The organism is Streptomyces sp. NBC_00440, from assembly GCF_036014215.1.
Classification (GTDB): Bacteria; Actinomycetota; Actinomycetes; order Streptomycetales; family Streptomycetaceae; genus Streptomyces.
In genome coordinates this window covers 4,410,208-4,430,187 of record NZ_CP107921.1, presented here as the reverse complement: position 1 = coordinate 4,430,187, position 19,980 = coordinate 4,410,208, and the positions used below count along the sequence as shown (strand labels likewise).

Sequence of the window (19,980 nt, the reverse complement as noted above, 5' to 3'; positions counted from 1 at the left end):
GCAGCCGCATTCGGCACTCAGGACTCAGCCCTCAGCACCCGGCGCTCACCGCTCAGCCCGGGATCAGACCGACGGAAGCCCCAGCGGAGCCCCGATCTCCTCTGCCATGACCCGGCCCGCCTCCTCGGCCAGCGTCTCCTCGCTCAGGTCCTGGTCCGTGTCCAGTCCGTCGAGAGCCGGGAGCGGCTGGTCGAGACGGACGTGGGCGACCAGGGACTGGAGTGCGCGCAGCGCGGCCGCCGCGGTGGAGCCCCAGTTGGAGAAGTACGAGAACTGCCACCACCACATCGCCTCGGTGGTCCGGCCCGCGCGGTAGTGGGCCATACCGTGGCGGAGGTCCGTGAGGATGTCCGCGAGGTCGTCGCTGATACGGCAGGCCACGGGGGCCTTGCGCGGCTCGTACGGGTCGAACACCTCGGAGTACACGTCGACCGGCTCCAGGAGCTGCGCGAAGCGCTCCCGCAGGTCGTCGGCATCGGGTTCCGGGCCGAGGTCGGGCTCGTACCGGTCGGCCGGGAGGATGTCCTCGTGCGCGCCGAGGCGCCCGCCGGCCAGGAGGAGCTGGGAGATCTCCAGCAGCAGGAAGGGCACCGCGCTGTCCGGCTCGTCGCCCTTGGCCACCTCGGTGACGGCGACGATGAAGGACTCGACCTGGTCGGCGATCTGGACGTCGAAGTCGTTCGGGTCTTCCGTGACCTTGTTCAGCGTTGCGTCAGACATCGAGTAGTCGTCTCCCCTCAAAGGCACGACCGAGCGTGACCTCGTCCGCGTATTCCAGATCTCCACCAACAGGAAGACCACTCGCCAGGCGGGTGACCTTCAAACCCATGGGTTTGATCATGCGCGCGAGGTACGTCGCCGTGGCCTCGCCCTCCAGATTCGGGTCGGTCGCCAGGATCAGCTCAGTGACGGCGCCGTCCGCGAGCCTGGCCAGCAGTTCCCGGATCCGCAGATCGTCCGGGCCGACGCCCTCGATGGGGCTGATGGCGCCGCCGAGCACGTGGTAGCGGCCCCGGAACTCACGGGTCCGCTCGACTGCCACGACATCCTTCGGCTCCTCGACGACACAGATGACCGTCTGGTCGCGGCGGGTGTCCCGGCAGATCCCGCAGAGCTCGGCCTGCGCGACGTTGCCGCACACCCCGCAGAACCGGACCTTGTCCTTCACTTCGAGCAGCGAGTGCGCCAGGCGGCGCACGTCGGTGGGCTCGGCCTGGAGGATGTGGAAGGCGATCCGCTGCGCGCTCTTGGGACCGACGCCGGGCAGCCTGCCCAATTCGTCGATGAGGTCCTGGACCACGCCTTCGTACAACGGAGCGCCTCTTTCGTTCTGCTGTGGAACGTACGGTAGTTGGTGCGAGGTTCCGTTAGAACCTCGGGAGCGTGAAGACCTTCGGAAGCTCTCGCGTCACGCGACGCCCCGCACGCCTCAGATACCGAGACCCGGCATACCGCCGAGCCCCTGGGCGAGCGGGCCGAGCTTCTGCTGCTGGAGCGCCGAAGCGTTCTCGTTGGCGGCGTGGACCGCGGCGACGATCAGGTCCGCCAGGGTCTCCGTGTCCTCGGGATCGACGGCCTTGGGGTCGATCACCAGGCCGCGCAGTTCACCGGAGCCGGTGACGGTGGCCTTGACCAGACCGCCGCCCGCCTGGCCGTCGACCTCGGTCCGTGCCAGTTCCTCCTGAGCCTGCGCGAGATCCTGCTGCATCTTCTGGGCCTGCTGAAGCAGCTGCTGCATATTGGGCTGGCCACCACCGGGAATCACGGGTCACTCCGAGGCTGTTCGACGACATTCCGACTGCGCCAGGACTGTGCTCCTGCCGCGTTTCCACTGCTTGCTCACTGCATACCCATGGGGTACTTGCTGCTTTCCGCCGCGTTGCCGCAACGTTCCGGCGGGGGTGCTCCGGGCCTTTCCGATGCTCCTCAGCCGGTAAAACGAGCCTACGTGGTCCCCGGGCGGCCCGCCCTCCGCCGTGAGGACCAACTCTTTCGGGTGAGAGTACGACGGCTCATATACCTGATCACAGCCCGCTTACAGTCGTAAACCCTGGCATAACGGCGCCATCGCCCACCATTCGGCGGTATGAAGGGCACTCGCATCAGCAGCGTTCGGTACGGCCGGTGCCCAGCGGCCGGTGTCCAGCACGGTCCAGCACGGTCCGGCGCGGCCCGGTAGGCACGCGCGCACCGTACGTGACGGAGGGGAGAAGCCTGGTGGGCCAGCCGGAGATGCCGCAGCCCGAGGAGGACGCCGTACGGCCCGGGGGCGGCCCCGGCGCGGGCCCCCGGGCGGATACGGGGCCGGACACGGGGGCCTCCGCCCCGGGGACGGAGCCTGATCACGCGGCCGGTCCGCACACGGATACGGACACAGCCGAGGATCCGGGCATGGACACGGGCACGGACACAGGCACGGGCGCCCTCGCCGGTCCGGGTGCGGACCTGACCGGTGAACCGTTTCCGGCGGGCGACTGGGGTGAGCCCGTCGAGCGCCTGGACGAGCTGTACCGGTGGGTGGAGTCGGCCGCGCTGCGGACCGCGGGCTGGTATCTGGCCGACCGGGCCTGGAAGCGCCGGGGGGCGCGGGCCCTGCGGGCGGGATCGGCCGGGGGTGCGCTCGTGGGGGCGTTACTGCCGCTGCTCGATCTGGCGGCCGGTCTGCACGGTGCGGCGGAGTGGGGCTATCCGGCGCTGCTGGCCGGAGTGGCGTGCGCGGCGGGCGACCGCTGGTTCGGGCTGACCGCCGGCTGGATGCGCGACGTGGCGACGGCGCAGGCGGTGCAGCGGCGGCTCCAGGTGCTCCAGTTCGACTGGGCTTCGGAGAGCGTCCGCGAGGTGCTCGGCCCGGCGGAGGGCACGGCGAGCGAGGCGACCGAACGCTGCCTGGGCGTGCTGCGCAGGTTCTCGGACGACGTGACGGATCTCGTACGGGGTGAGACGGCGGAGTGGATGGTCGGATTCCGTACGGGCGGCGCGGTGCCCGTATCGGTGCGGGGCCCCGGAGAAGCACGCGGCGGCGGCGAGCCGATGTCCGTGGGCCGCGCGGTGCCGGCGATGGGCGTACGCCCGAACATGCCGCGCCAGCGCCCACCGGAATCGCCGTCGCGGTAACCACGACGGCGCGGTGCCCGGGTCGCCCGCGCGGTGACCGCGTTCGCCGCAGTCGCCCGCGCGCCGCAGTCGCCCGCGCGCCGCAGTCGCCCGCGCGCCGTGGTCGGCGCGCGGCGCAGTCGGCGCGCGGCGCCCGGAAGATCAGGCGCCGCCGCCGGCCGTGGCGGCCCGCACCGCGTCGAGCAGGGGCAGCGCGCCCTGGTCGACGAGCAGAGCGGCCAGGGCGGCTCCGAGCTTCTCCGGTTCCGTGACCGAGCCCGTGAGCGTCGCCGAGATCTGCTCGGTGCCGTCCAGTGACGTCACCTGGCCGGACAGCACGAGGCTGCCGTCCGGAAGGCGTTCGGCATACGCGCCCACCGGGACGCTGCAACCCCCGTGCAGCTCGGCGAGCAGGGAGCGCTCCGCCCGTACGGCCGCGTCCACGGTGAGGTCGCCCGCGGTGGCGAGGATCTCGCGCAGAGCCGTGTTGTCCTCACGCACCTGGATCCCCAGCGCTCCCTGGCCGGGGCTCGGCGGAAACCGGTCGAGCGGCAGCAGTTCACCGATCGCGTCCCCGAGGCCGAGCCGGTGGATCCCCGCGGCGGCGAGGACCACGGCGTCCAGGCCCATCGTTTCGATCTTCTTCAGCCGGGGCGGGACGTTCCCCCGGATCGGCACCAGTTCGAGATCGGGCCGCACGGCGAGCAGTTGGGCGATACGGCGCGGCGCACCGGTACCCACGCGGGCCCCCTTCCGGAGCCCCGCGAGGGTGGAGCCGCAGAGCGCGTCCCGCACGTCCTCGCGCGCCGGCGGGGGCAGCAGGACGAGTCCGGGCGGATTCGCCGTGGGAAGGTCCTTGAGCGAGTGAACGACGACGTCCACGTCCCCCCGGACCAGGGCCGCTTCCTGCTCAGTGCTGAAGGCAGAACCACCGCTGGCGGCGCTCACACTGGACATCCGCGACGTGCGGTCCTTGTCGCCCCCTTCGAGGATCACCCGGTGGGTGAAGGAGACGTCGGGATACCGCTCCCGCAGGGGCTTCAGATATCCGCGGACCTGAGCTTTGGCCAGATTGCTCGCGCGCGAGCCGACGAGGTACTGCGCCACGGTGATCACTCTCCAAGCTGACGGGGTGCCGTCAGGCTAGGACGCGCGGAGGGGCGCTCATACAGACACGGGGTCGGCATGGCACGGCCCGCGAGGCGGTGTGGGAACGGCTGCGGCTGCACCGCAGGCTGACCGGGCCCATACTCGGCCCGCTGGAGACGTATCTGCTGGTGCGCGGGATGCGTACGCTCTTCCCCCGGATGCGCCAGATCTCGGCCACCGCGATGACCGTCGCCGAGCACTTCGACGGCCACCCGCTGATCAGGAGGGTCACCTACCCGGGCCTTCCGTCGGACCCCGGACACCGGATCGCGGCCCGCCAGATGACCGGCGGATTCAGCGGGATGCTGTCCCTGCATGTGGCGGGAGAGTGGCAGACCTCGCTGCGCGTGGCGAAGTACTGCGAACTCTTCATCCGCGCCACCTCGCTGGGCGGCGTGGAGAGCCTGATCGAGCACCGTTACACCTTCGAAGGGCCGGACAGCGCCTCGCCGAAGGACATGCTGAGGCTGTCCATCGGTCTGGAGAACCCGGCAGACCTCGTCGCCGACCTCGAACAGGCCCTGGAACGGGCCGTGAAGGAAGACCATTGAGCCACCCCACCCCCACCCCACGCGACGGCGCGCCACCGGCGGGCCCCACGCCGCCCGGGGACGCCGCCGGGCCCGGTCCCTTACCGGAGCAGGAGACGGCCCCGGCACAGGAGACAGCCCCGGAGCAGGAGACCCCGGAGCAGGAACAGGAAGCGGACGGCGGCGCGGGTGAACCCGCCCGTCCCCCGGGCCAGTTCACGGGCCGCCGGTTCACCGGTCTGTTCCGCGACGCCTCGGTGTCCGCCGTGCTGGCCGGACTCGTGGCGGTCGTCGTGTCGTACTCGGGACCGCTGGTCATCGTCCTCTCGGCGGCGTCCAACGGGCATCTGACCGCCGCGCAGACCAGCTCCTGGGTCTGGGCGATCTCCATCGGCAGCGGTGTCACCTGCATCGGCCTGAGCCTGTGGACCAGGATGCCGGTGATCACGGCCTGGTCCACACCGGGTGCGGCGCTGCTGGTCACCAGCCTGGGCTCGTACTCGTACCCGGAGGCCATCGGGGCCTTCCTCGTCAGCGGAGTGGTCATCGCGCTCGTCGGGATGACCGGTGTGTTCGGATGGCTGATGCGGCAGATCCCGGGCGCGGTCGTCTCCGCGATGCTCGCGGGCATCCTGTTCTCGTTCGGCACCGGGGCGTTCAGCTCGCTCAAGTCCGCCCCGTACATCGCCGGTTCGGTCCTGATCGGCTATCTGCTGGCGAAGCGCTGGCTGCCCCGTTACGCGGTCCTGACGGCCCTGGCCGCGGGGGTGATCGCCACCGCGGCCGGTTCGCGGCTCCATGCCCACCTCGGCGGACTGGAGCTGGCACGGCCGGTGTTCACCACACCGCACTTCTCGGCGGCCTCGCTCGTCGGCATCGCGGTGCCGCTGATCCTGGCGACGCTCGCCTCGCAGAACGCGCCGGGCATGGCGGTGCTCAGCGCCTCCGGGTACGAGCCCGAGGACCGGCTGCTGATCGGCTCGACCGGCGCCGTCTCCACCGTGCTGGCCCCGTTCGGTGCGCACGCGATCAATCTGGCCGCGATCACCGCCGCGATCTGCACCGGCCCCGAGGCCCACCGCGACCCGCGGCGCCGGTATGTGGCGGGCGTGTCGTGCGGGGCGTTCTACCTCATCGTCGGCTCGTTCGGCTCGGCGCTGGTGGCCCTGTTCGCCGGGCTGCCCAAGGAACTGGTGGCGGCGATCGCCGGAGTGGCCCTGCTGGGGGCGCTGGCCGGGAGCCTCACGGGCGCGGTGAAGGAGGAGAAGGACCGCGAGGCGGCCCTGATCACCTTCCTCGCGACGGCCTCGGGCCTCACCCTCTTCGGTATCGGCTCGGCGTTCTGGGGGCTCCTCTTCGGGGTCGTCACCCACCTCGTGCTGACCTACCGGCGGAAGGCGGCAGTGGCGGCCGCGTAACCGGCGGCCTTACGGCGGTGCCCCGTCCGGCAGCTGCCCGGACGGGGTTCTGCCACGCCCGGACGGGGTTCTGCCACGCCCGGCTCACGCCGGAGCGGGCACCGGAAGCGGGCACCGGAGCGCACACCGGAGCAGGCGGCGCCGCGGCCTGGCCGGTGCCTCAGACCGGTGCCTCAGACCGGAGCCACGGCCGACGGCCGCATCGACGCATGGGCGAACTCCGCCACCCCGTCGGCGAACGGCACCGAAGGCAGCCAGCCCAGTTCGGACCGGATCCGCGCGGAGGACGCGGTGATGTGGCGGACGTCCCCCAGCCGGTACTCCCCCGTGACCAGCGGGGCAGGCCCCGGGTACGCCGTGGCGAGCTGCTGTGCCATGTCCAGGATCGTGTGCGGTTCCCCGCTGCCCACGTTGTACGCGCGCAGCTCCCCGGCCGCGCGGCCCGGGACTCCTTCCAGCGCCGCCGTGTTGGCGGACGCGATGTCCCGCACATGGACGAAGTCCCGCCGCTGCCCGCCGTCTTCGAACACGACCGGTGCCGTGCCGCGTGCCAGGGCCGAGCGGAAGAAGGACGCCACCCCCGCGTACGGGGTGTCCCGGGGCATTCCGGGCCCGTACACGTTGTGGTAGCGCAGCGCGACCGCCCGGCCGCCGGTCGCCCGCGCCCACGCCGCGGCCAGATGCTCCTGGGCGAGCTTCGTCGTCGCGTACACGTTCCTCGGGTCGACCGGCGCCTCCTCGGTGACCAGGCCCGGCGCCACGTCGTCGCCGCACTGCGGGCAGACGGGCTCGAACCGGCCCGCTTCGAGATCGGCGGGCGAGCGCGGGCCCGGGCGTACGACGCCGTGCCGGGCGCAGTCGTAACGGCCCTCCCCGTACACCACCATGGACCCGGCAAGCACCAGGTCGCGTACGCCCGCGCTCTCCATGGCCGCGAGCAGCACAGCGGTACCGAGGTCGTTGCAGCTCACATAGTCCGGCGCGTCCGCGAAGTGCTTGCCGAGCCCCACCATCGCCGCCTGGTGGCAGACCGCGTCCACACCGCGCAGGGCCTTCTCCACCGCGGCCCTGTCCCGGACGTCGGCCTCGATCCACTCCGCGCCGGTGGGGGACGGCCGCTGGGGGTGCGCAGCGGCCAACAGGGCGTCGAACACAACCGGTTCGTGACCCCGGGCGGTCAGGTCGGCGACGATGTGCGAGCCGATGAAACCCGCGCCTCCAGTGACAAGTACACGCATGTCCTGAAGCGTACGTCCGGCCGGGCTGAAGGCGATGGTCAGCCCGGCCGGGTGAAGGCGCCGGCGGTCCGGACGCCCCGCCGGCGGTGGAGCCGAGCTCCGGTGTGGATGAACTCAGCTGAAGACGATCATCGACCCCTGCGCGAGGCTGCGGGTGGCCGCCGCGTGCAGTCCCAGCCATACATGCCGTTCCCGGGCGAACGGGCTGTCGTCCGGCGGGACCGGGCCTGCCGGTTCCTCCAGCGATGTCGGACGGGACGGAGCCTGCGGGGTCGCCGGAGGGTTCGCCGCGTCGATACCGATGGACCCGGCCACCACCTCCAGCTCCCGGAGCAGGCCGTGGGCGGAGCCCAGCGGGCCGCCGCCTTCGAGGAGTTCGTCGTTGGACAGCGGTGCGGCGAAGTCGACCGGGACATAGGCCCCCGCGTGGTCGTAGTGCCACACCAGGTGGGACTGCTGCGCCGTGGACTCGAACATCTCCAGGAGCTGTTCGTAGTCGCCGCCCAGGTGATCGACCGGGGCGACCTCCAGGCCGCAGATCTTCAGGAGGTACGCGCGCCGCAGGAAGTGCAGGGCGTCGTAGTCGAAACCGGCCACCGGGGCCACGTCGCCCGAGAGGCCCGGCATATAGGCGTAGACGGGTACGGACGGCAGACCGGCTTCGCCGAGTGCCTTGTCGTAGACGGCTATCTCTTCCGCGAAGGGGTTGTCGGGGCTGTGGCACAGCACATCGACGAGGGGGACCAGCCACAGGTCACAGGCCAACGGGGCTCCTAGCGGGGTTCGGGGGTCACCCCCCGAGCGGGCTTGTCCGGCCAGCGTAATGCGCGGTTCACTCTGCGCGAAGACCCCCGGTCGTCCAGGCCTCTCCCGGCGCGGAAGTCCTCAGGTCGTCATGGGCGCTTCCCGCCCGGAAGACCGCCGGTCGTCGCGGACGCTCCCCGCCGGAAGACCCCCGCTCGTCCTGGGCGCCCCCGCCCCGCCGCCGTGCAGGGTCAGCTGCTGCCCTTGCCCACCGGCCAGACCCACGCGCCGCCGATCCGCTGCCCCGGCCGGCCGAGCAGTTTCTCCACCGTGACGTACAGCGCCGCGTCGTTGTCCTCGGGCGGTATGACGACCACGCCGGCCTTCCAGTACGCCAGGTCGTAGCGCGCCTGCGCCTGCCAGTTGGGGCCGATCGCCGGGATCTTCGCGCCGTAGCGGACGTCCCGGAAGAGGTTCGACGTGTAGCGGGGCGGCGCTCCGTAGATGCCGGTGCGGTCCGGCCCGTACGGCCCGTTGAAGTAGCCGCCGGGCACCGGGAAGTGGACGCCGGTGGCCGACTGCCAGTGCAGGGCTTCCGCGCTGCCCGGGTCGGGCAGCGGCACCGGGACCACGGACTCGCCGGGGCCCACGTACTTCTTCCACATACCGTCGGCGATGAACGCCGGGACGTCCGGGCGGCTCTGCACCGGCATCGAGGTGGGCACGATCGGGACCAGCGCCGCCGCGACGGCCAACCCCCCGAAGGCGCGGTACGCGCGAACACGGGTGCGGATCAGCCGGTCGGCCGCCAGCGCGACCAGCACGCCGAGCGCGGGGGCGCAGATCATCGCGACCCGGCCCTCGATCACCGACTCGAAGAGCGGCCGGTGCGCCAGCAGCCGCCACGGGCCGGGGAGCACCACGTCCGTGTACGGGATACGGATCTTCTGGCCCAGCGAGAGGACCGCGGCGGCCACCGCGGTGAACGCCAGTGCCTTCACCAGCGGGTGCCGCCACAGCCGTACCGTGATCGCGAAGGCCAGCGCCACCAGCGGCCAGCCGTAGAAGGCGTTCTGCTCGGTCCGGTTGAGCGCCAGTTTGTCGGCCGTCGCGTCGCTGCCGAACAGGGCGCGCCCGGAGAACTCCAGGAGGGCGCGCGGGCTGTTGCCCGCGTTGTTCCCGTGCAGCACGCTGTGGTAGCTCTGCGCGCCGAAGAACTGCCAGCCCAGCGGGTACGCGACCAGCGGCAGCGCGGTCAGCGCGGCGACCCCGAGCCCCTTGAGCAGCGGGCGCCACGCCGCCCGAGCCACGTCCCTGCGCAGCAGCCCGTAGGCGAGCGCGAAGAGCAGCATCCCGAGGGCCGCGAGCAGGAACGGCTCCTCGCCGAGGAAGACCTGGTACGTGGCGAAGAGGCCGAGCAGCACCCCGTCCCGTACGACGTTTTCCCCCTCGCAGAGCCGCAGCGCCCGGTCGATGATGACCGGGATCATGAACAGCACCAGGAAGTTGGGGTGCGCGTTGCCGTGCGAGATCATCGGCGGCGCGAAGGCGGCGAGCGCGGCGCCGAGCGCGGCTGCCCACCGGTTGCGGACCAGCCGCCTGGCGATCAGCCAGTACCAGGCGGCGGCCGTCGCGGCGAGCCCGCCGGTCAGCACCAGCGCCCAGGTCACGGTCGGCCCGAACGCCAGCGTCACCGGGGTGAGCGGGACGGAGAGCCCGAGCATGGGGGTGTTGCCCATGAGGTTCACCCCGGCCGGGAAGTTCTGCGCGGTGGTGAAGAGCGGGTTGTGCAGATGGGCGACGTTGTCCGCGGTGACCGCGAAGAACCACTCCCACTGGTTCTGGTCCTGGAGCGAGTCGCGGAGGTAGCCGTGTCCGAGGTCGGCCCAGAGGTTCTTGTAGAGCAGCACGGACGCCAGCAGGAAGAGGCCGCAGACCGCCAGGTCGGTGCCGCGCACCGCGCGGGCCTTCAGCCGGATCAGCTCGGCGAGGACCCGCAGATAGTCGAGCGGCCCGACCTTGGAGCCCTCCTGGTGCGACCAGCGGACCGGGACCTCGGCGACCGCCCATCCCTGGCGCCGGAAGTACTGGAGGATCTCGACGTCGATGCCCCAGCCGTCGAGCCGCGCGTCGGCGAACGCCTCGCGTGCCTTGTCGCCGTCCAGGAGCTTGAACCCGCACTGGGTGTCGCGGATGCCGGGGACGGCGACGGCCCGTATGAGCCGGTTGCCCATCCGCCCCATCGACTCGCGCAGCCGCCCCTGGTGCACCTCGACGGTGGAATCGGGGTGCGCCCGCGAGCCGACCGCGGCCTCGTACCCGGTCTCCAGCTCCTGGGTGAGCCGGTCCAACTCCTCGATGGGCGTGGCCAGATCGGCATCGGTGACCAGCACCCGTACGCCCTTCGACGCGGCCACACCGAGCCGCAGGGCGTGCCCCTTGCCGCGGTTGCCGGGGCTGCTGACCAGCCGGACCCGGGGGTCGGCTGCGGCGGCCTCGCGGGCGATGCGCGCGGTGCCGTCCGCCGAACCGTCGTCGACGACCACCAGCTCCCAGCTGCCGGACCGCCCGTCCAGATACGTACGGACGGCCTCCAGCGTGGGGCCGAGCCGCCCCTCCTCGTTGTAGGCGGGCACGACGACGGACAGCGCCACCGTCAGCTCCGCCGCCTGCGGCTCCACGACGCTCACCGGGCATCCTCGTCGGTCGTACGGTCACCGTCGGACGGGCTGTCCCCGCCGGAGGGGCTGTCCCCGCCAGGGGGCGGGGCGGTGGCTCGCAGCTGCTCCGCCCAGCGGACGGCGTGCGCGTTGTACGCGTCGATCACCGCGTGCGCCTGTTCGCCGTCGCCGCTGGTCACGGCATCGACCAGCTCCTCGTGGCCCTGCCACAGCGCGTCGGCCAGTTTTGCGCGGCCGCGCAGATACGGCACGGCGAACACCCAGCACTGCACGCGCAGCCGGTGCAGGAAGTCGGAGATGTAACGGTTGCCGGTGAGCGCACCGAGCTCACGCCAGAAACGCAGGTCGTACCCGATGAGGATCTCCAGACTGCCGGTCCGCGCGGCCTGCCCGGCCTCCTCGGCCCGGCGGCGCACGGACAGCAGCGCCTCACCCGCCACACCCCGCAGCGTGAGCCGCCGGAAGATCCCGTCGATGATCAGCGACCGGGCCTCGACCATGGAGCAGTAGTCGTCGACCGAGAACTGGTGGACCCGGAACCCCTTGTGCTGGTCCGAGTCGAGCAGCCCCTGCGCGGACATCTCGACGAGCGCCTCACGGACCGGGGTCGCCGAGACCCCGTACCCTTCGGCGATCTGCTTGACGGTGAAGATCTCGCCCGGCTGAAGACGGCCCGCAAGCACTTCGTCACGCAGCGCGTCGGCGATCTGCTGCCGCAGAGTACTGCGGGTCACCGCTCCGCTCGCGGGCATGGTCTTGATTCCCCTCGTCCGACTCTGGGACACCCTACGGCCGACCGGGCCTTCCGATCGGCTCAGCCCGGATCGGAGACAGGCCCCGGCGGTACTGGCCGACGGGGCCGGCCGGCGGTACTGCCCCACAGGGTTGTGACGCAGGGTTGTTGAAGAAAGTTCGTTGACGAAAGTTCGTTGACGCAGGTTCGTTGACGCAGGTTTGTTGACGCGGCCGCATCTTCTCTAACCCCTTAACTATCTCTATGCTCGACGCGTCCGTCGCCTCCACGCCCGCCTGCCGAGGACTGGTCCCATGACACCTGATCGAGGCCGCAGCCAAGACCGCTCCGATCCGTCCGGCGAGGACCGGCCCCGCACCGCGGACGGGCCCCTCTCCCGACGTCAACTGCTGGGCGCCTCCGCTGCGGTGCTCGCCGCGGGCGGGACCGCCGCGACCGCCCTCGGTACGGAAACGGCTGAGGCGGACACGGCCCGAGCGGCCGAGGTCTCCCCGGCGTCGAACGCGCGCCCCGCGCGGGTCTCCCCCGCCGGAACCGAAGTGTTCCTGCTGGGCACCGCAGGCGGCCCACCACCGGTCACCACCCGGGCCGGAACCGCCTCCGCGCTCTCCGTCCGCGGAAAGGTCCACGTCGTCGACTGCGGGCGCTCCGCCGTCACTCAGTACGGCAGGACCGGACTGAGGTTCCAGGACCTGACGTCGGTCTTCATCACCCACCTGCACATCGACCACATAGCCGACTACGCCAACTTCGTGCTGCTGGCCGCGCACGGGGTCAACGACGTGGGCGACGCCGTCCTGTCCCCGTTCGACGCCTACGGCCCCGGCCCGGCGGGCGCACTGCCGGACGCCTTCGGCGGCGGGCGGCCGGGGACCGTCGACCCGGCCGATCCGACGCCCGGTCTCAAGGACCTGACGGAGAAGTCACTCGAAGCCACCGCGTACAGCAGCAACATCTTCATGCGCGAGTCCGGCCGCCCCGACCCACACACGCATGTCGACGTGCACGAGATCGAACTGCCTCCCGGGACAGGTGCCGACCCGATCGGGAACACCGCGCCGGACATGGAACCGTTCCTGGTCATGGACGACGGAACGGTTCGCGTCAGCGCGGTCCTGGTCCCGCACGGGCTGGTCTTCCCGTGCTTCGCGTACCGCTTCGACACCCCGGACGGCTCGGTGGTCTTCTCCGGGGACACCGCGCTCTCCGACAACATGGTCCGCCTGGCGCGGGGCGCCGACATCCTCGTGCACGAGGTGATCGACCTCGACTTCTACCGCAACAGCACCGGCTACAGCGAAGCGCTGCTGCACCACATGGCGGCGGCACACACCGACGTCACCGAGGTCGGCCCGCTGGCCCGGCGCTGCGGGGTGCACACGCTGGTGCTCACGCACATCACCCCGGCCGACACCTTCCTGGTCCCCCACGACTCCTGGCGGCGCAGGGCCCAACAGGGCTTCCACGGCCGGGTACTGGTCGGCAACGACCTCGACCGGATACGGCTGGGCAGGTAGCGCTGCTCAGCAGATGAGCCGCAGGCAGCTCGGACCCGCCCTGCGGTCAGGTGGGCGGGCAGCCTCCGGGACGGGCGTAGACGGTGATCAGGGCCGAGGTGATCTCCCGGCTGCCGCAGCTCACGAAGTACGTGCGCAGCGTGCGGCGCTTCACTGCCTCCCGGGCGTCGGTGTCCAGCGGCTGGCCGGGCAGGTCGGAGACGACCACGATCCGCGTGACGGCGAGGATCCGGTCGCGGATCCGGTCCGGCGGAAGCTCGGTGCCGGACAGCGTGTGGGAGGAGCGTGGCGCGCGGCCCAGGGAGAGATCGGTCAGCCCGCGGAAGTCGGCGGGCCGCCACAGCGTCCACACCCGGCGCCTCGCGGGGGTGAAGAGCAGCCCGTCCCCGGCGTGCCCGGCAGCTTCGACCGCCGCGGACACCGCCGTCACGTCGTTCTTCCGGCTCTGCGGAGTCCGCATCTCCAGACTCACGGGAAGCAGCGCACCCAGAGCGGCGACGACCGCCACGAGCGCGACCGCCCGCGACCAGCAGTGGTCCAGGACCGCACGGTCCGGGCAGGAACGGTCCGGGAAGGAACGGTCCAGGACCGCACCGGTCAACAGCGCGAGTCCGGCGGAGCAGAAGAGGACATAGCGGTCGACGTACAGCGGGTGGATGTACGACACCGCCAGCAGCAGCCAACTGGGGACGAGCAGCAGCGGAAGCGCGAGTGCCCGTACGCCGGGAGCCGGCCGGAAGCGGCGGCAGACCAGCGCGGCGGCGGTCAGTGCCGCGTACCCGGCGAGCGTGCTGACACCGGGTCTGCCGATCCATTCGACCTGGGCGGACTGCGTGGTGGAGAACACGGCGAGCGGTGCGAGACCGGCCGCGACACCTCCGGCCGCCCAGGTGAACGCCCGCCGCGACAGCGGGAACCCACGCTGCCCGGCCCGCCGCGCGAACACCGTCACACCGTGCGCGACCACCGCCAGCACCGCGAACTCGTGCAGCAGACAGGCCGCCAGCATCACCGCGCCGTATCCGGTCCAGCGTTCCGCGAGCAGCAGCCACGTCGCCCAGACGACCAGGGCGCAGACCAGCGCGTACGAACGGCCCTCCTGCGCGTACCGCTGCACGGCCGGGAGCAGCGGCATGACGAGCCCTGCGAACAGCCCCGCGCGCGGCCCGGCCACGCGGTGCCCGATGAGCCCGACCTCGGCGGCGGCAGCGGACGTGGCGAGCACGGACGGCAGCCGCAGCGTGGTGAGGCCGCCGTCATGGAGCGCGAACAGGGCGTGCATCAGCAGGTAGTAGAGGCCGTGGACGGCGTCCACGGTGCCGAGCGTCCGCCAGATCCCGGCGACGCTGCGGTGCGCCATCTCGTAGGTCACCGCCTCGTCGCCCCAGAGCGTGCCCTCGCGCCTGATCCCCCACAGCCCGACGGCGAGCGCCAGCAGCGCCGGGACGACGGTGGCGGCGATGGGCCACCACCGTGACGACGGACGGGGTGCGCCCGTGATCGGGGCCGGGGCAGTGGCAGTGGCAGTGGCAGTGGCAGTGGCCGGGCTGACGGCCCGCAGAGCGGTGGCGATGACGGGCTCCGTTGTTCGGGAGGGCTACGTAGTGCCAGCTCAACCCCACCAGCGTTGATGGGCAGCCCCCTCCCGCCACGCACATCAATGACCTGAGCCGGCACCGTCGGCAGCGAACGAAGCCACCACGGCCCGTGCGGGGATGCGACGCCCGCCCTCCAGAGGGAAAATGGGGGCGTCAGCCCTGTGGCGGCCGGCCGCTGCGCGGTCACGGCACCGGGGCACTGGCGAGCACCTGTACACCCGGTGTCCAGCAGGGGGCAGGCCCGGACGGTCACCGAACCGTTCCGGGCTCCGCGAGGAGTGCACCATGGACAACACCGTGCTGGAGGGGATGCGGGACGCACTGCGTGGCCCGGTCATCACCCCACCGGACGACGAGTACGAGGAGTCCCGGAAGATATACAACGGAATGATCGACCGGCGCCCGGCCGCCTTCGTACGGTGTGCGGACGCCGGGGACGTCATGGACGCGGTGGACTTCGTCCGTGCCCACGGGCTGGCCCCCGCGGTCCGCGGCGGCGGCCACAGCGGCTCCGGTCTGTGCCTGGTGGACAACGGCATCACCATCGACCTGTCACCGATTCACGGAGTGCGGGTGGACCCTGCCGCCAGGACCGCCCAGGTCGGCGGCGGCAGCCTGCTCGGTGAACTCGACCATGCCGCCCACGCCTTCGGCCTCGGTACCCCTTCGGGCATCGTCTCGACGACCGGCGTCGGGGGCCTCACCCTCGGCGGCGGCCACGGCCACCTGACGCGCAAGTACGGGCTGAGCGTGGACAATCTGCTCTCCGCCGATGTGGTGCTGGCCGACGGCAGCTTCGTCACCGCGAATGAGCACGATCACCCGGACCTGTTCTGGGCGCTGCGCGGCGGCGGCGGGAACTTCGGCATCGCCACCTCGTTCACGTTCCGGCTGCATCCGGTACACACCGTGACGCTGGCGATCACCCTCTGGCCGCTGGAACACATCCGTGAAGTGCTGCAGTGGTACCGCGACTTCCTGCCGGACGCTCCCGACGACCTGAACGGCTTCTTCGCGGAACTCACCGTTCCGCCGGCCCCGCCGTTCCCCGAGGAGATCCACGGGCAGCCGATGTGCGGTGTTGTCTGGTGCTGGACCGGGGACCAGGACCGCGCGGAGGACATGTTCGCCCCCGTCGGCGAACCGGCCGCTCCAGCCTTCCACTTCACCGCGCCGATGCCCTACCCCGCGGTGCAGACGATGTTCGACGCTCTGCTGCCCTCCGGCCTGCAGTGGTACTGGCGCGGTGACTTCTTCGACCGCATCACCGACGACGCCATCGACGTACACACGAAGTACGCCCAGGCCCTGCCCACCGGCCTGTCGACCATGCACATGTATCCGGTCGACGGCGCCGCCGGCCGGGTGGGCCGGGACGACACCGCGTGGAGCTACCGGGATGCCCACTGGTCGGGCATCGTCGGCGGCATCGACCCCGACCCGGCCAACGCCGGGGCCATCAGGCAGTGGTGTGTCGACTACTGGGAGGAGCTGCACCCGCATTCGATGGGCGGCGGCTACGTGAACTTCATGGGCTCGGGCGAGGGCCAGGACCGGGTCCGGGCCACCTACGGCGACCACTACGACCGGCTGGCCGCCATCAAGAGAACCTACGATCCGCAGAACCTCTTCCGCGCCAATCAGAACATCGCGCCTGCCGCGCCGGTCTGACGGACTCCGTCGCCCGGGAGGGTATGTAGTACCGGCTCAGCTCCAGCAATACTGACCGGCACGCCCTCCCGTCATACCCATCAACTACCGTGATCCCATGGGGCGTCCGGAGAGGCCACTGGATCCGGCGGCGGGCCAGGTGCAGCGCTTCGCCCACGAGTTGCGCACACTGCGGAGCGAGGCGGGCGGCCCCACCTACCGGGCGATGGCCGCCGACGGGCGGTACTCGGCCCCGACGCTCTCCGCAGCGGCGTCCGGCGAGAAGCTCCCGTCGCTGCCGGTGACGCTCGCCTATGTGGCGGCGTGCGGCGCCGACCCGGCGGAGTGGGAGCTGCGGTGGCGGCAGGCGTCAGCAGCAGCTGATGAGCCCGCACCGGACGGTCCGGGCGGCGCGGACGACGGATCGCCGTATCCGGGGCTGGGGCGCCTCGAACCGGGCGACCACTTCTTCGGCCGGACCGATCTCGTCGCCGACCTTGTCCGGTTGACCGGGCGGCACCGTTTCGTGGCGGTCGTGGGCGCGTCGGGCAGCGGCAAGTCCTCACTGTTGCGGGCCGGTCTGATCCCGGCACTGCGCACGGCCCCGGCACTGCGCACGGCGGAGCACCCCCGTCCTGCGGCGATCCGCATTCTGACGCCGGGCGGACAGCCGGTCCGGATGCACGCCGCGCGGGTCGTGCCGGGCGGCGAGCAGTCCGGAAGCGCGGGCGACGGCGCGGAGACGGGCGGCACCCTCGTCGTGGTCGACCAGTTCGAAGAGCTCTTCACCCTCTGCCACGATCCGGCCGAGCGCGCCGAGTTCATCGATCTGCTGCTGACCGGCGGGGCGCGCGTCGTCGTCGCCGTACGCGCGGACTTCTACGGCCGGTGCGCCGAACACCGGGCACTGGCCGACGCGCTGCGGGACGCGACCCTGCTGGTCGGGCCGATGACCCGGGCGCAGCTGCGGGAGGCCGTCGTCGGCCCGGCGACGGCGGAGCGGCTGATTGTCGAACGGTCGCTGACGGCACGCGTCGTCGCCGATGTCGCGGACGAGCCGGGCGGCCTGCCGCTGATGGCGCACGCCCTGCGGGAAGTGTGGCGCAGGCGGCGCGGCCGGACGCTGACGGTCGCCGCGTACGAGGCGGTCGGCGGGGTGCAGGGCGCGATATCCCACACCGCTGAGGAGGTCTTCACGGGATTCACCGCCGACCGGGCCCGTACGGCACGTGCGTTGCTGTTGCGGCTGGTGGCCCCCGGCGACGGCACCCAGGACACCCGGCGCCCGGTCACCCGCGCCGAGCTGGGGACCTCGGAGGAGACCGCCGTTGTACTGGAACAGCTGGTCGCAGCACGCCTGTTGACCGCGGGGACCACGACCGTGGAACTGGCCCACGAGGCACTGATCAGCTCCTGGCCCCGGCTGCGGGGCTGGATCGACGAGGACCGCGAACGCCTGCGGCTGCACCGCCGGCTGACGGATGCGGCCCGCATGTGGGAGGAGCTGGGGCGGGATCCGGGTGCGCTGTACCGGGGGGTGCGGCTGGCATCGGCGCGGGAGACGTTCGGGCCCGGAACGCGCCTGTCCGTGCCCCGCACACCTGATCCCACCGGGGACGATCCGATCACACCTGGTCCCCCCGCATCCGATCCCACCGAGTCCGCTCTCACCGCAGCTGAACTCACCGCGTCCGATCTCACCGAAGCTGATCTCACCGCGTCCGAGCGGGACTTCCTCGCCACGAGCCTCGACGCGCACGACGCCGCCCTGCGTACGGCGGCCCGCACCACCCGCAGGCTGCGCGGCCTGACCGTCACGCTCGCCGTCCTGCTCTGTGTCGCGGTCGTCGCGGGTCTGACAGCCGGCCGGCAGAGCCGGATCGCCGCACAGCACGCGGACCGGTCCGAGGCACGGCGGGTGGCAGCGGCCGTCTCCGCCCTGCGGGCGACCGACCCCCGCACGGCCATGCGGCTCAGCGTGGCGGCCTGGCGGATCGCCGATCTCCCGGAGACCCGCAGCGCGCTGTACGGGGCTGCCGCCCAGCGCGACCTGGATGTGTTCGCCGGCCCTTCGACGGAGTTCGCGGCGGACAACAGCGACACCTGGCGCCGGACGAGCGACGACGGCCGCACCCTGACGGTCATCGGCCCGGCGCACACCGAGCGGTGGGACGTGACCACGCACCGCCGGCTGCCGTCCTACGCGGGGCTCGGGGCGTACGCGAAACGGATCGCCGCGGTCAGCCCGGACACCAGGACCGCCGTGGTGCACGTCCCGGGCGGGCTGCGGGTGTGGGATCTGGCGGCGGGACGGCTGACCGGCCGGACCTTCGGAGGTGCGTGGAAGGGGGGCGGCGAAAGCTGGTTCATGGCGAGCGGGCGGACCTACGCCGTCAACGACCTGAGGCGCGACCTCCAGTTGTGGGACCTGCGCACCGGGCGTCTGCTGCTCACCGTCCCGGAACCGCACGACGAGGTGCGTGCGGTCCGGATGAGCCCGGACGACCGGCTGATGGCGTACTGCGCGGGCGGGCCGCTCCAGGTCTGGGACGTCCGCCGGCACCGGAAGGTGCCGGTGCCGTGGGCGGCGCGCGATCTGTGCGACACCCAGGACTTCGTGTTCACACCGGACAGCAGGGCGCTGGCCTTCACGATGCACACAGGAACAGGGCAGGGGGCGCTCCGCACCTGGGACGTACGGTCCGGGCACGAGGGCCCGCGCCTCTCCGTACCCGGCCTGTCCGAGGCGGAGTTCAGCCCGGACGGCGCGTACGCGGCGACCCTCACCAGCGACGAGGTCCAGCTCTGGCGGCTCGCCGACCCGGCCGCACCGGTGCTGCGCCGGTCGGCGACGGGTTCAGGACTCAACGGGATCACCCTGGACATGGCGCACCGGGTCCTGCGGTACGAGGAGAGCGGCGCGGGCGCCCATGCCCTGCACTCCGTCGCGCTGGACAGCGCGGTCGGCGTGGACCGGAGCACGAGACGGGCACCGCGCCCGCGCCCCGGCCCGGTGAAGGTGACCGGCCCGCAGGGGCAGACCCTCACCGGCGACCGGGAGTTGACCGATCCGCGCACCGGCCGCACGAGACGGGTCATGCACGGCGAGAGCGTGCTCGCCAGTGCGGCTTTCAGCCCGGACGGCCGCTGCCTCGCGATGAGCGACATCAACGGACGCGTGACGCTGTGGGACGGCGCAGGGACCCGTCTGCTGGCTGTGCTCGATCCCGGTGTGCCGTCCAGCGGGGCGGTGCCCGGCTGGCACGTACCGGCGCTCGCCTTCTCGGCCGACGGCAGCAGGCTCGCCGTGGGCGACAAGGGCGGCGGGCTACGGATGTGGGACACGGCGGACCCCGGAACGGCCGGCGCGGAGCTGCCTCCCGTGGACGGTCCCGTACTGGCACTGGCCTTCACCCCCGACGGCTCCGGGCTGCGGGTGACGACCCCGCACACGCCGTCGCGCACCGTGGAGCTGCGTCCGGTGCGAGTCGCCGCCGAGGTGTGCGCGCGGGCGGGCGGCGGACTGTCGCCCGCGCAGTGGCGGACCTACCTGCCGTCGGTGGCGTACCGGAAGACGTGCGGGGGACGCTGAGACGCCGAGCGCCCCC

At 72.1% G+C, this 19,980-nt stretch carries 15 protein-coding genes; 6 read left to right on the top strand and 9 right to left on the bottom strand.

The genetic code is table 11. The annotated features are described in order from the left end of the window. Positions 1-63: 63 nt before the first annotated feature. The 3 genes from OHB13_RS20040 to OHB13_RS20030 all read right to left on the bottom strand — a co-directional run bounded on the left by OHB13_RS20040 (position 64) and on the right by OHB13_RS20030 (position 1,765). A complete protein-coding gene (locus tag OHB13_RS20040) occupies positions 64-720 on the bottom strand; it encodes a DUF5063 domain-containing protein (RefSeq protein ID WP_328378017.1) in 657 nt (218 codons plus the stop codon). Further along, the gene (recR, locus tag OHB13_RS20035) at positions 713-1,312 is read right to left on the bottom strand and encodes a recombination mediator RecR (protein WP_266854898.1); all 600 of its coding nucleotides are present in this window, start codon (positions 1,310-1,312) and stop codon (positions 713-715) included. The genes OHB13_RS20040 and recR overlap by 8 nt, the downstream gene beginning before the upstream one ends. Before the next feature lie 117 nt (positions 1,313-1,429). Further along, on the bottom strand, positions 1,430-1,765 hold the full coding sequence (locus OHB13_RS20030; RefSeq protein ID WP_164262774.1) for a YbaB/EbfC family nucleoid-associated protein: 336 nt from the start codon (positions 1,763-1,765) through the stop codon (positions 1,430-1,432). A 626-nt stretch (positions 1,766-2,391) separates the two neighbouring features. Between OHB13_RS20030 and OHB13_RS20025 the strand changes: the two genes are divergently transcribed. After that, positions 2,392-3,114 (top strand): SLATT domain-containing protein, encoded by a 723-nt coding sequence (locus OHB13_RS20025; RefSeq protein ID WP_328378016.1) that lies wholly within the window; start codon positions 2,392-2,394, stop codon positions 3,112-3,114. Between the two features lie 141 nt (positions 3,115-3,255). Here the strand turns inward: OHB13_RS20025 and hemC are convergent, their stop codons facing one another. Continuing rightward, complete coding sequence (gene hemC, locus OHB13_RS20020) at positions 3,256-4,200, bottom strand: hydroxymethylbilane synthase (RefSeq protein WP_328378015.1); 945 nt, start codon at positions 4,198-4,200, stop codon at positions 3,256-3,258. A 98-nt stretch (positions 4,201-4,298) separates the two neighbouring features. On the opposite strand from hemC, the gene OHB13_RS20015 reads away from it, so the two are divergent. Both OHB13_RS20015 and OHB13_RS20010 read left to right on the top strand, forming a co-directional pair. Further along, positions 4,299-4,793: a PLP-dependent transferase gene (locus OHB13_RS20015; RefSeq protein ID WP_328378014.1), complete on the top strand. Its 495-nt coding sequence runs from the start codon at positions 4,299-4,301 to the stop codon at positions 4,791-4,793. A 218-nt stretch (positions 4,794-5,011) separates the two neighbouring features. Continuing rightward, positions 5,012-6,190, top strand: coding sequence for a benzoate/H(+) symporter BenE family transporter (locus OHB13_RS20010; RefSeq protein WP_328380343.1), 1,179 nt, complete (start codon positions 5,012-5,014; stop codon positions 6,188-6,190). Between the two features lie 173 nt (positions 6,191-6,363). On the opposite strand, the gene OHB13_RS20005 is transcribed toward OHB13_RS20010, so the two are convergent. From OHB13_RS20005 to OHB13_RS19990, 4 genes are all read right to left on the bottom strand, one after another. Continuing rightward, positions 6,364-7,428 (bottom strand): NAD-dependent epimerase/dehydratase family protein, encoded by a 1,065-nt coding sequence (locus tag OHB13_RS20005; protein WP_328378013.1) that lies wholly within the window; start codon positions 7,426-7,428, stop codon positions 6,364-6,366. Between the two features lie 114 nt (positions 7,429-7,542). Continuing rightward, the gene (locus tag OHB13_RS20000) at positions 7,543-8,193 is read right to left on the bottom strand and encodes a hypothetical protein (RefSeq protein ID WP_266854903.1); all 651 of its coding nucleotides are present in this window, start codon (positions 8,191-8,193) and stop codon (positions 7,543-7,545) included. A gap of 230 nt (positions 8,194-8,423) precedes the next feature. Further along, entirely contained in the window at positions 8,424-10,862 is a 2,439-nt protein-coding gene (locus OHB13_RS19995) for a dolichyl-phosphate beta-glucosyltransferase (protein WP_328378012.1), read from the bottom strand. Further along, positions 10,859-11,605, bottom strand: a complete 747-nt coding sequence (locus OHB13_RS19990; RefSeq protein WP_328378011.1) for a GntR family transcriptional regulator — start codon at positions 11,603-11,605, stop codon at positions 10,859-10,861. Before OHB13_RS19990 ends, OHB13_RS19995 begins: the two co-directional genes overlap by 4 nt. Before the next feature lie 295 nt (positions 11,606-11,900). Between OHB13_RS19990 and OHB13_RS19985 the strand changes: the two genes are divergently transcribed. After that, a complete protein-coding gene (locus OHB13_RS19985; protein ID WP_328378010.1) occupies positions 11,901-13,124 on the top strand; it encodes an MBL fold metallo-hydrolase in 1,224 nt (407 codons plus the stop codon). Between the two features lie 46 nt (positions 13,125-13,170). Here OHB13_RS19985 and OHB13_RS19980 read toward each other — a convergent pair whose 3' ends face one another. After that, positions 13,171-14,496, bottom strand: coding sequence for a glycosyltransferase family 39 protein (locus OHB13_RS19980; protein ID WP_328378009.1), 1,326 nt, complete (start codon positions 14,494-14,496; stop codon positions 13,171-13,173). Between the two features lie 511 nt (positions 14,497-15,007). Between OHB13_RS19980 and OHB13_RS19975 the strand changes: the two genes are divergently transcribed. Next, positions 15,008-16,393 carry an FAD-binding oxidoreductase gene (locus OHB13_RS19975; RefSeq protein ID WP_328378008.1) on the top strand — a complete coding sequence of 462 codons (1,386 nt, stop codon included), beginning with the start codon at positions 15,008-15,010 and terminating at the stop codon, positions 16,391-16,393. Between the two features lie 97 nt (positions 16,394-16,490). Continuing rightward, positions 16,491-19,964 carry a WD40 repeat domain-containing protein gene (locus OHB13_RS19970; RefSeq protein WP_328378007.1) on the top strand — a complete coding sequence of 1,158 codons (3,474 nt, stop codon included), beginning with the start codon at positions 16,491-16,493 and terminating at the stop codon, positions 19,962-19,964. Positions 19,965-19,980 lie beyond the last annotated feature (16 nt).